Source organism: Mesorhizobium sp. P2_A12, assembly GCF_056405075.1.
On record NZ_JBFUCU010000018.1, the window covers coordinates 92653 to 104480 of the forward strand.

General features: G+C 60.4%; 7 protein-coding genes. 4 read left to right on the forward strand and 3 right to left on the reverse strand.

Annotation, left to right across the window (positions count from 1 at the left end):
- Positions 1-25 precede the first annotated feature (25 nt).
- On the forward strand, positions 26-1069 hold the full coding sequence (locus tag AC1DZU_RS28660; protein WP_111547135.1) for an NAD(P)-dependent alcohol dehydrogenase: 1044 nt from the start codon (positions 26-28) through the stop codon (positions 1067-1069).
- A 109-nt stretch (positions 1070-1178) separates the two neighbouring features.
- Here the strand turns inward: AC1DZU_RS28660 and AC1DZU_RS28665 are convergent, their stop codons facing one another.
- Positions 1179-3257, reverse strand: a complete 2079-nt coding sequence (locus tag AC1DZU_RS28665; RefSeq protein WP_477289948.1) for a sigma-54-dependent Fis family transcriptional regulator — start codon at positions 3255-3257, stop codon at positions 1179-1181.
- Positions 3258-3340: 83 nt separating this feature from the next.
- Positions 3341-3814 carry a hypothetical protein gene (locus tag AC1DZU_RS28670; RefSeq protein WP_477289949.1) on the reverse strand — a complete coding sequence of 158 codons (474 nt, stop codon included), beginning with the start codon at positions 3812-3814 and terminating at the stop codon, positions 3341-3343.
- A gap of 551 nt (positions 3815-4365) precedes the next feature.
- Here AC1DZU_RS28670 and eglC point away from each other — a divergent pair.
- Positions 4366-5757 (forward strand): endo-1,3-1,4-beta-glycanase EglC, encoded by a 1392-nt coding sequence (eglC, locus tag AC1DZU_RS28675; RefSeq protein WP_477289950.1) that lies wholly within the window; start codon positions 4366-4368, stop codon positions 5755-5757.
- Between the two features lie 128 nt (positions 5758-5885).
- Here eglC and AC1DZU_RS28680 read toward each other — a convergent pair whose 3' ends face one another.
- Positions 5886-7463 carry a caspase family protein gene (locus AC1DZU_RS28680; RefSeq protein WP_477289951.1) on the reverse strand — a complete coding sequence of 526 codons (1578 nt, stop codon included), beginning with the start codon at positions 7461-7463 and terminating at the stop codon, positions 5886-5888.
- Between the two features lie 75 nt (positions 7464-7538).
- Here AC1DZU_RS28680 and AC1DZU_RS28685 point away from each other — a divergent pair, with 75 nt between their 5' ends.
- On the forward strand, positions 7539-8264 hold the full coding sequence (locus tag AC1DZU_RS28685) for a hypothetical protein (protein ID WP_477289952.1): 726 nt from the start codon (positions 7539-7541) through the stop codon (positions 8262-8264).
- A gap of 241 nt (positions 8265-8505) precedes the next feature.
- Positions 8506-11828 (forward strand): hypothetical protein (locus tag AC1DZU_RS28690; RefSeq protein WP_477289953.1); only part of this gene is annotated, 3323 nt, incomplete at its 3' end.

Sequence of the window (11828 nt, forward strand, 5' to 3'; positions counted from 1 at the left end):
CCAGACATTTTGAAAGGATACAGCCATGAAAGCTGCCAGACTGTACGAATACGATCCGAAGATGAACGTCCAGCTCAGGATCGAGGAGGTCAAGGCGCCGACGATCACCGCGCCCGACGAGGTGATCGTGCGGGTCGGTGCCGCCGGCCTTTGCCGTACCGACCTGCACATCATCGAGGGCGTGTGGAAGCCGACCATGGATCCCGAAGGCACGCTGTTGCCCTACATCATGGGCCACGAGAATGCCGGCTGGGTCGAGGAGGTTGGCAGCGGCGTCAGATCGGTCAAGCGTGGCGACGCCGTGATCTGCCACCCCTTCCGCTCATGCGGCATCTGCCTCAACTGCCGCCATGGCGAGGACATGTATTGCGACAACGGCCAGTTCCCCGGCCTTGGCATGAATGGCGGCTTCGCCGAATATTTCATCACCAGCGAGCGTTCGCTGATCAAGCTGAATGCCAACATCACGCCGATCGAAGTGGCACCGCTGGCCGATGCCGGCATCACCGCTTACCGCGCCGCCAAGCGCGCCGCAAAGCTGCTGCGGCCGGGGAGTTACTGCGTGCTGCTCGGCATAGGCGGGCTCGGTCATATCGCGCTGCAATCGCTGCACGCGATTTCGGGATGCCGCATCATCGCCGTCGATCGCGAGCCGGCGGCGCGGGTGCTGGCCAAGGACCTTGGCGCCGACTTCATCCTCGATGGCGGGCCAAACGTCGTCGAGGAGGTCAGCCAGATCACCGGCGGCGGCGCGCATGTGGTGATCGACTTCGTCGGCGAACTCGGTGTCGAGAACATCTGCTGGAAGATGGTGCGCAAGGGCGGGCAGCTGTTCGTCGTCGGCTATGGCGGTAACATCAACGTACCGACCGCGCATCTCGTCATCGAGGAGATCAATATCGGCGGCAGCCTGGTTGGCAATTTCACCGAGCTTGTCGAACTGATGGAGCTCAACGCCGACGGCAAGGTGAAGATGCACTACACCGAGTACAATCTCGCCAGCATCAACACCGCGCTCGACGATTTCAAGAACCGCCGGTTCACCGGCCGCGGCGTCATCGTGCCCTGAAGGCGGTTTCGGTCGCCGAACTTTCCCCGACCCGCGGCGCGAATGCCGCGGGTTTTTTGCCGATGATTGGATCTAGTGCATGTCGCCCAAAAGTGACCCGCGACGCGCTTTAGAGGAAACCGCGCCGGATGCCGTATTGGCCGAGTTTGCGATAAAGCGTCGGCCGCGAAATGCCGAGCCTCAGCGCGACCTTGCTGAGATTGCCGCCCTCCACGACAAGCGCATTCTTGATCGCCTGTCGTTCTCCATCCTCGAATGTACACACGGGTGCTTCCAGCATGGTCGTGGGATGGTCGCTGTGCATGGCCATGGTGTTGCGATTGTCCGCACTGATTTCTCCAGGAAGGTCCTGGAGTCCGATCGTGCCGTCGCGCGCCAGTATATGCAGGCGCTCGACCAGGTTCTTCAATTCGCGCACATTGCCCGGCCAGCGATAGGCCAGCAGCGCGTCGAGTGCCTCGTTTGAAAACGCCAACGGATCAGTGCCCGCCAGTCTTGCGATCTGACGATTGAAATGCTCGACCAGCAACAGCACGTCGTCGCCGCGCTCGCGCAGCGCCGGGACATGAATCGAGACCGCGCCGATGCGGTAATAGAGATCGCTGCGGAAGCGTCCGTCCGCGACTTCCTGCTTGAGATCGCGATTGGTCGAGGCGACCAGTCGCACGTCCACCGGCCGGCCCCTCGAGTCGCCGATGCGGTGAACCACGCGCTCCTCCAGGACACGCAACAGGAATGGCTGGATTTCGAGCGGCAACTCGCCGATTTCGTCAAGGCTGAGCACGCCGCCATTGGCGAGTTCGAAGATGCCCGGCTTGCCGTCCCGCGAAGCTCCGGTAAAGGCTCCGCCCACGTGGCCGAACAATTCGCTGCCGAACAGTTCCTTGGTGATTGCGCCACAGTTCATGGCGATGAACGGGTCGTTTTCGGTGCGCCGGCTGCCGGCATGGACAAGCCGTGCAAACAGCTCTTTGCCGACACCGGTTTCGCCTTCTATCAGCAGCGAGGTAACACCGTTCGATCCGGCCACCCGGGAAGCGATATCGACGGCGGCCAGCAATTTTTCGCTTTCGCCGATGATCATCGCTGCGGCTGCCTGCAGGTGTTTGTCCCCCTCCCGACGCATCACCGTCATGCTGGAGACGGCCGGTACGGAGGGAAACACCAGAGCGGCGCCACGAAGGTCGCCATCCAGCTTCAGCGGCGTGACATGGCAAGATCGCAGATGCGCCGGCAGCGCGTTGGCGAGATCGGTCTCCGAGCCTGAGGCCGGCAGGTTCATCAGCCAGCGACCGCGGCCCGGCTCCATCGGTCCGTCCATCATCTCCGTCGCGTCGCCGTTGGGCACGTTGTTGCAGAAAATCGCGCGGCCACGATGATCGACAATCACCAACCCATCTTTCCGGCGGTAGCTGGGCGCCGAGGAAATAAAGGCTTCGAGCAGGCGCGTGCGCTGCTCCTGCTGCTGTTCGGCGAGAGCCTTTTCGATCTGCCTGGCGGTGGCTGCGACGAGCGCCGTGTTGTGCGGCCGGAAGATCGGCGAATAGCCCGACAGGTCGACAACGCCGATGATCTTGCCGTCCAGGGGATCGCGGATCGGGGCGCCGGCACAGGTCCAGGACTTGATGCCGGCACAGAAATGTTCGGCCGCGTGGACGAATATCGGTTGGCCGGTCCACAGCGCGGTGCCGATGCCGTTGGTTCCGACGGCATCCTCGTTCCATTTGCCGCCGACGGCCAGATGGATGTCCATGCCGTCATGCAGTGTCTTCTTGTCGCCGATGGCGTCGATCAGCACGCCATCGCTGTCGGCAAGCACCAGCATCGCTCCCGTTCCGTCCAGCAACTGGCCGAGCGACGCGAATGACCGCCTCGCCGCCGAAAGCAGTTCGGCATTGGCGCGGGTCAGGTATTCGATCTCGTTTCGATCACTGCTCAGCGGCGCTTCGATGCCCTGCGCATTGATGCCGCCGGTGGCGCTGCGGTACCAGGAATCGTGGATCAGCGAGCGGACGTGGACCGGATCGCGGGCGCAAGTCGGCTCGTCGGAAAGAAAACTCTCCCAGGCGCGCATGGTGGCGCGCTCGTCATAGTCGATGTTGTCCAGGAACAATTGTCCGGTAGCCATTGCAGGGCGCGCCGGAAGAGCATCGGTCTTCGTCTGATCGGGGCCGTTCGCGTGTCTCATTCAGCCATCACAGTACCTTTGAGGTATGCCATTTCTGTATGCTGTCGCGGATTGGACGCGCAGGGACGCCCGAATGCCGGTCGTCAGTCGATGCCGAGTTTCGCACCGATGTCGGCGGCAAGCTGGTCTTCGGTATAGGTCGCGGTGAGCCGGGATCCATCCAGTTCGGCAAGGGCCTCGGCGATGGTTTCGTCGATGGGCGAGAAAAACCCGTTCTGCCTCGTTGCCAGGACGAAAATCTGGTCGCCATTCCGGTTGCGGACGTCGCCGATATGATGAAGCTGACGGCCGGTGTTCTGATCCTTGGAGATCACACGGCCGTTCATGGTAACACGGATGGACGGGCTCGCTTCGGAGGCGGTTGCCGCGCTACCGCCGACATGGATGATCAGGCCTTCCGCCTTGGGTTGCTGGCGTGGCTGTCTCGAAGCCGAATAGCCGCCGCCGCTGATCTGGTCGGCAAGACGGACGATGGTCGAGCGGTTCTGCTCGATCAGTCTTTTGACCTGGACATCCTCGCGCCGCGGGCCATCCCGCTTGGAGATGATCTCAACCATGAATCCTCCCAGATTCGCTCGGCTTGGCCGAGGGTACGGCTCACTTTTTCTTCTCTTGAGGTGAACCCTACCTCGCCTCGGTGAGGTTCGCCACCCATATCACATAGCACCTAAGTTCGGGTCGCCGGTAGCAGGTGGCTGCTACAAGGGGTTCGGGTACAATGACGTTTTTGTGTAGATGCCCACGCGCTGCCGCACTTGATCGATGTTGGCTGCCGATCCCTCAGGTGGGTACGAGCCCGTAGGCAAGGCCCATCTTCGTCCTAGCCATGGTGGTTGATGAAGCGTCCACCAGAAGGCGTTTGCCCCAGCTCTCGTCCCGATCGATTTGAAAGCCAACGTCGCGCAACATGGCAAAGAGGCTCGAGGCCGTCACCGCGGGCGGCGAGCGCGCCCGTGGGCTTGGGATGGTGATCGGGTGTTTGCGGAACAGCAGTAAGCTGGCGTTAAGCTTTCGGTAACCCTCCTAAGTCGAAGACCAAAAAAGACATTGGCTTCTCGTACCCTCCATAGATGCTGTGGCTGGCATCGAGTCGAGGAGCAAGACCACAATGACCACCGTCCTGAACGCCTATGGCGTTCCACTCCCCTACAGCGGATCCTCGACAAAATGGTACTCGGCCACGAATTCAGGCCCGGCGCTTTATGGCAGCATCTACAACGACTCGCTCTATGGCGACGGCAACGTCAGCGTCACGATGTATGGCGGGAAGGGCGATGATATCTACTATCTGTATTCCACGAAGAACAAGGCGGTCGAGCTGGCCAACGAGGGTGTCGACACCATCTCGACCTGGATGAACTACAGGCTCCCGGCGCATTTCGAAAACCTCACGGTCACGGGCGACAAGCACTATGCTTTCGGAAACGACCTGAACAACATCATCACCGGCGGGTCCGGCCAACAGACGCTCGACGGTTTGAAGGGGGACGACGTTCTCAAGGGCGGCTCCGGGGCGGACATCTTCGTCGTCGCCCCCGGCAACGGTAGTGACCTGATCCTGGACTTCAGCGCCGACGATACGGTGCGCGTCGGGAGCTACGGCTTCACCTCCTTCGAGCAGGTGCACGCCAACATGGTCCAGTCGGGAGCGAATGTCCGACTTGATCTGTCCGGCAACGAGTTCCTCGTCTTCGCCAACAAGACGATCGACCAGTTCGCCGCAAGCCAGTTCGATCTCGCCTTGGACAGGTCGCATCTGCAACTCACCTTCGCGGACGAGTTCAACACACTGAACCTGCGGAATGGCTCGAGCGGCACCTGGAACACGAACTTCTGGTGGGGAGGCGCCAGCGGCAGCTCGCTCACCGGCAACGGCGAGCTTCAATGGTATATCGATGCCAACTACGCCCCGACGAGTTCCGTCAAGCCGTTCAGTATCGAGAACGGTGTTCTCACGATTACCGCCGCCAAGGCCCCTGACGCTATCAAGCCCTACATAAACAACTACCAATACACGTCAGGTTTGCTGACGACGCACGACTCCTTCGCGCAGACCTATGGCTATTTCGAAATTCGGGCCGACATGCCCGAAAAACAGGGCGCGTGGCCGGCCTTCTGGCTTCTGCCGGCGGACGGCTCCTGGCCCCCGGAGCTGGACGCCATAGAGATGACCGGTCAGGATCCAAACAAGCTCCTTCTGACAAGCCACACGAACGAGACGGGAACTCATACGACAGTATCCTCCACGCCCTATGTCGCGGATACCGAAGGGTTCCACAAATACGGGGTGCTGTGGACGGAAAACGAACTCGTCTGGTATTTCGACAACGTCGAAGTCGCGCATGCCCCAACGCCTGCCGACATGCACGAGCCGATGTATATGCTGGTCGATCTCGCGGTTGGCGGCATCGCGGGAACGCCCGCCGACGGGCTTGCGACACCTGCGGAGATGCAGATCGACTACATCCATGCCTACTCGTTGCACGATTGGATTGTCTAGGCGGGGTCGTTCGGACACGGATTTGCACAGCGAAGTGGCGGCCGGACTCCGTGATGTCAGCGCAAATGTCGGCACCATAAGCATGCAATCAAGGGGCGGCAAAGAAGCGCGCCTGACCGCCAATATCCCTAGAACACGCCACCAATGCCTATGCCCGCACCAATGTCCGGCGGGGGCGCTGCTGGGCGTTGCGGGGCGGCCTGCGAGCGTTTCGCGGTCTTGCGGCCGGAGCCGGTTTGCGACGGGCCGGCATCCGACGCGACCTTAGCCGGCTTGGCCTTTACGATGACCGGCTGCTTGCAAATTCTGCCGGAGCGCAGAAAGAGATCGCCGAGCAGTCCGACGGTCGGCTCCATCGTCGACGTAACCTGTTTGGTGTTTTTGTAATAGTCGGTGAGGGCGCGGATGGAGCCGGTGCCCCAATCGCCGTCAACCTGCATCCGGTAGCAACCCAGGCGACGAAGTTCCGTCTGAATGCTGCGCGCAAGATCGCCAGCCTTGTCCTTTTCCGCTTCGCCCGGCGATGCGCCGACAATGAGGGTTTCGAGGCCGGAGACGACGTTTTGGCGAGCATCTTCAACGCTTTCAGTTGGCGACAGATTGGCGACCTGAGTGCCAACCGGCTCAGGTACCCCGGTTGATGGTGCGGGAATCTCGACCGACCGCAACGTCTGCCCGACGACCAGCACGGCAGTTTGCAGGTCGCTGGAGGCAAGCTCGACCTGCAATCTCTTCTTGGCGATGGGGTCCGCCAGAATTCGCGAAAGGCTTGCGCTCAACTGTGCCGGATCGAGTGCCTGCTGCTCCGTGAAATAGAACTGCTCGCGCAGGTTCGATTGATCCCACGGAACTTGACGGCCGACCGTCAATGCTTCGGTTTCATTGCGGACGCGGATCATCATGTCGGAGACGCTCAGTCCGGGGATCTCGAGGTTCTTCAGCAACGCAACGGTGAACGGGCTGTTCTCGCCGCCGCCATCGGCCGTGACATTGCCGGGCTGCGTGGCAAAGGCAACGAACGTGTTTTCACCGACGTCGACTTGCGCCAGACCATTGCCCGCACCGGCGCCGGGACCGAGCGGATTGTTACGGCACGCGTCCAGGAATATGAATGTCTGGCGGTCCCGGCGCGCGTACCTGGCGATGACGTCATTCAGCTTGATGGCGCTGGCCACCAGTTTTTCCAGGCTTTCGGGGTCGGGCGTATCGACCGGGAGCAGGTAGTTTTCACCATTCAACTGCACGCCATGGCCGGCATAGAAGATCAAAACTGCACTGGCGGTCGGCAACTTTGCATCGGCGTCTCGAAGCAGTTTGGCGAAACCCTCGGTCGAAAGATCGGTTCCCGTCAGGACTTCGAAATTCAGCCGCTTCAGGCTCTCCGAAAGCCGTGTCGCATCGTTTGCCGCGTTGGGGAGATGCTCTAGGCGGGTGCTTTGATAGTTCGAATTGCCGATGACGATCGCCAGCCGGTTGCGGGGCTGCGGCGACGGGTTCTGCTCGACCGCGGCGCGAGCGCCGGCCCAGCCAAGAAGCACGAGAAGCAGAAGCAGCGGGATGCGAAGCAGGAGTTTGTGGCAATGGGTCATATCAGTATGCCCGTTCCGGTCTGCGTCAATCCTGGTCTTGCAACCTTCGAAGCGCACCCCCCACGCAAACACAGTCATGCCTGAGCGTATGGACCCCGTGCCGCCAAAGGCCAGCAAAAATTTATACCAAGAATCATGTCAAAGATAGGGAAAACGGGTTTGTATGCTCTCGGATGGACTGAGGAGGACGCGATGCCGATCAAGATCAACCTTGCGCTGCCGGTTTATGGAGCAGCCTACAAAAGCGTCTTCGTTCGCAGCCTCTTCGCGGCCCTGACCCACAAGAGCCTGTCCAGCTACACCTTCGCGCTGTCGGAAATCGAGTACACGGATATCCCGTTTTCCCGGAACTATCTGCTGACCAATTTCTACTACAACAAGCCGGATTGCAGTCACATCCTGATGATCGACAGCGACATGGGCTTTGCGCCCGATCTCATCGCGGCGATGCTGGCGCTGGACAAGCCGGTGGTCGGCACTTTGTATCCCCGGCGCCTGGTCGATCTTCGCAAACTTCACTCACTGTCGAAATTGCCCTTCGACAAGGCCTTTGCACGGAGTTTGGAGTTCCTCGGAACCATCATTGAACCGCGGCAGGAGATGGGCGGCTTTGTCCGGGTATCGCTATGTGGCACGGGTATTTTTTTGATTTCCCGTGACTGCGTGACGACCATAATTGAGAAACTGCCCGAAACGGTGAACCGGACCCGCTACAGAAACAACAAATACACCGCCCAGTTCGAGAGCTTTCTGACGCCGTTTTCAAAGATCGTGACGCCGGACGTGGATTTGCCCACCGATTTTTCTTTCTGTCACCGCTGGGCGCAGCAGTGTGGCGGCGAAATATGGGCAAGCTACAATCGCAAGGTTGCTCATGCGGGAGACCTGACCGTTTCCGCGGCCTATTCTGATCTCTAAGATGTGCCCTTTGAACTGTGAACATGGGTGTAAAAAGCTCGCTTTGAGCTTTTCTATAGTGACCTTCTCGCCACAGATGGCCTTATAGTGGTCCGAGGGCGAACGTCTAACCATTGCCGCAGAGCAGCCCGCCACGTACACTCAAGGTCAAGCAAGTCGACGAGCCCCATCAGATGGGTCGGGGACCTATCTTAATTGCCTTAATTCGTGACGGTATCGATTTCTCGTAAGGTGGAGTCGAATGAGAGTGCCGCGCGAGGCCTATCAGTTGGCAGGTGTTTCGCTGCTCGCGTTGGCGGCAGCATCTACTTTCCAAATATCTGGCGCGGCAGCCTGCTCCGCTGCCGCGAGCGGCACCGCGACAACGGTCGGCTCAGGCATCTCGGCCGTGACGACGTTCGAAACGACGTCGGTCACGGTCAAGTGCACAACAACCGGAAATGTCCAGGACATCAACGGCGCATTCACGACAGGGTTCAAGGGTTACCAAGGGCAAGACAACAGCTCTTCGACTGTCGTCGTCAACAATTATGACGGCAATGGCGACGACATTGTAAACATGGTTGGCGGCATCCTGGACAACATTACGGCTACGCCCAACGTCAGTGGCCTGCCGCCGATAACGTCGGAGGTAACGACCACCTTGGAGCCGGGAGCGGGGACCGTCCAACTCCTTGGCGGCAACGACCAGTTTGAGATGTCCTACGGGGATTCCGAAGGCGAGCCATTCGCCCCCAACGTCATGGCCAATCTCAATACAGGGGCGGGCGATGACAAGGTCATCATCCACGCCGGCAGCATTCAGGACATCGACCTTGGCGAAGGCAATAATTCGCTGGAGATGACCGGCGGTGAAATTCACGGTTCGGTCTTCGGCGGAGATGGCATCGACACCATCACCATTGGCAGCAATACAAGCGTCGTCGATGGGGCCGGCGGCGTTGTCACCGGATCTGTTTTCACCAATGGCGGCGCCGATATCGTCACCATCAAGAACGGCGCCATAGTTTACGGCGATTCGGAAGCAGGAGGTGCCATCGGGCTTGGCGACGGCGCCGACCAATTCACCATGACCAGTGGCATCCTCGAAGGCAGTCTGAGCGGTGACGGTGGCAACGACACGCTGGTTATCAGCGGAGGCGCGATCCACAGCTATGTGACCGGAAACGCGGGCGACGACCAGATCACGATCAACGGCAATGCCGCGGTCGATCTCTACGTCGATGGAGATATCGGAAACGACACGATAACGGTCGGCGGCAAGGCCACGATCGGCGGCAGCATATTCGGCAACGAAGGCAACGACACCGTCAACATCAACGGCGGCACCGTCGGGACGACGGCAGCTCCGAGGATCGTCGACCTTGGCGACGGCGCCGATATTTTCAAAATGACCGCAGGCCGTGTGACCGGTTCGGTTTTCGGCGGTGGCGGCGGCGACACCTTTGACGTGAGCGGCGGCAGGATTGACGGTTCGATTTTCGCCGGCAGCCAGAACGACAAGGTTACGATCTCAGGCAACGCCAGTATTGGCGTCGATCTTGGTGAGGGTGGGGACGGCACCGATTCTGTCGGCCTGGAAGATGGCGACGACAGCTTCCTGATGACCGGCGGCACGCTCGGCGGCGCCGTGAGCGGCGGCGCGGGCAATGATACGATCGATCTGCGCGGCGGCACGATAAACGGTTTCATCGAAGGCAATGACGGCAACGATCGGATTTTGGTATCCGGCGGTGTAGTAACCGGTCAAATCATCGGCGATCTCGGCAACGATACAATCACCATCAGCGGCGGAACGATCGCTGGGTCGGTTTCCGGCAATGACGGCGATGACCATATCAGTATCTCGGGCGGCACCATCGGCAGTTCGGTCAACGGCGGCACGGGCAACGATACGATGACCGTCAGCGGCGGCACCATCACTGGGAACGTAACTGGCGACGACGGTGATGATATCGTAGCCGTCTCCGGCGGCACCATCCACGGCAGTGTCAGCGGCGGTGCCGGATTCGACCAGGTTTCAGTTTCGGGCGGCACCATCGAGGGTGGCATCGACGCAGACCACGTCCATCTCTCCGGCGGCACGATTGACGGCAACATCACCGGAATCGGCGCCAACACGCTGATCATCGACAATGTGGGTACGGTCGATCCGCTCAGCCTTGCCGACGGGGTCCTGTTCAGCGGAACGGGCGCCAATGGTTCCGTCACCAGCACCGACCTCGCTGCCGGCGGCAAGAGCCAGAACTTCACCGGCTTCGACAATTTTTCGGCCGACGCTTCCACGCTCCGCTTCAGCGGTGGCACGCAAGGCATCAACCAGCTCAACCTCGGCAACGGCTCGACGCTGTTCATCAACGGCAACATCACCATGTCTGGTTCGATCATCGCGACGACGAATTCGCTGATCAGCATGAAGGACGGTGTCGCCGACGACGTCTTGACGACGCTCGGCGGCCTCACCCTCAACGGCGCCAGGATCAGCCTCGACATAAACCAGCAGACGCTTCAGTCGGATCAACTCGTTGCCAACCCGTTTTCGGCCACCGGCGTCAACACCATCATCGTCAATCTGTTGGGCACGCCGCAATTCGCCCAGGCGACCGATATCCCGCTCATCGTCTCGACCGGCGGACCGATTGCCGGGACCTTCAAAGTCGAAGGCACTCCCGGCACGCCGGGTTCGCTTTTCACCTATGAAATCGTAGCTGGCCCGAATGGCTTGTTCCTGCGTGCCACGCCGGCCAATTTCGGTATTGCCGCGGCGCCCACCAGCGCCACCAACGCCGGCGCTGTCACGGTGGCAATCGACGCTCTCTACGGCATAAACCGTGATGCGCTCGATGCTGACCTCAACCTCTCGCCCGCAACCGGGGGTGCAATGGTGCCGGTTTCGTCCAGTTTCGGCGTCTTCGCCTCCGGCCAGTTCGCCCATACCGAGCATGACGGCTACGACATCAGTGGCGGTGGTTTGAATGGCCCCGGCCCGAGCTTCGATGCCAATGATTTTTCGGCCGCCATCAGCCTGGATTTCAATGCCGCCAAACACTTCCAGTTCGACAATGAGTATGGCCTGAACCTCGGCGTTTTCGCCGGCTATGCCTCGACCGATGTCAACCTCGGCGGGTTCCGGGGATTTGACGCCATCGGCGAAGGCACCAACAAGGCCGGCATGTTCGGCGGCTACGCGCTGTTCCGCAAGAACTTCAACTACGCGCTGGTCTCCGCTTCCGGCTTCATCGGCGGAAGCGATGTGACGAACGGCGTGCTCGGCACCACCGGCAGCTATGACACCCAGGGCTATGCGGTGACGGCATCGGTCGGCCACATCTTCAAGCTGGGCGAGCGTACCCGTTTCGATCTGCGAGGCGGCCTGCTTGGCGTTTCGTTCCGTGGCGATCCCTACACCGACAGCGGCGGCAACGAGTTCGGCAAGAGCCGGCTTTCTTTTGGCGCGATCAAGTTCGAGCCCGGCATCTATGGCGATTACACGCTAAGCAACGGCATGGTGATCAGCCCCTATGCGCGGGGCGAATTGCAGCAGCGTTTCGGCTACAAGAACAC

Bases quoted from the DNA above. Each gene is read 5' to 3' on its own strand.
- AC1DZU_RS28670 (WP_477289949.1), bottom strand. From the start codon at position 3,814: ATGGTTGAGATCATCTCCAAGCGGGATGGCCCGCGGCGCGAGGATGTC.
- AC1DZU_RS28660 (WP_111547135.1), top strand. From the start codon at position 26: ATGAAAGCTGCCAGACTGTACGAATACGATCCGAAGATGAACGTCCAG.
- AC1DZU_RS28665 (WP_477289948.1), bottom strand. From the start codon at position 3,257: ATGAGACACGCGAACGGCCCCGATCAGACGAAGACCGATGCTCTTCCG.
- AC1DZU_RS28685 (WP_477289952.1), top strand. From the start codon at position 7,539: ATGCCGATCAAGATCAACCTTGCGCTGCCGGTTTATGGAGCAGCCTAC.
- eglC (WP_477289950.1), top strand. From the start codon at position 4,366: ATGACCACCGTCCTGAACGCCTATGGCGTTCCACTCCCCTACAGCGGA.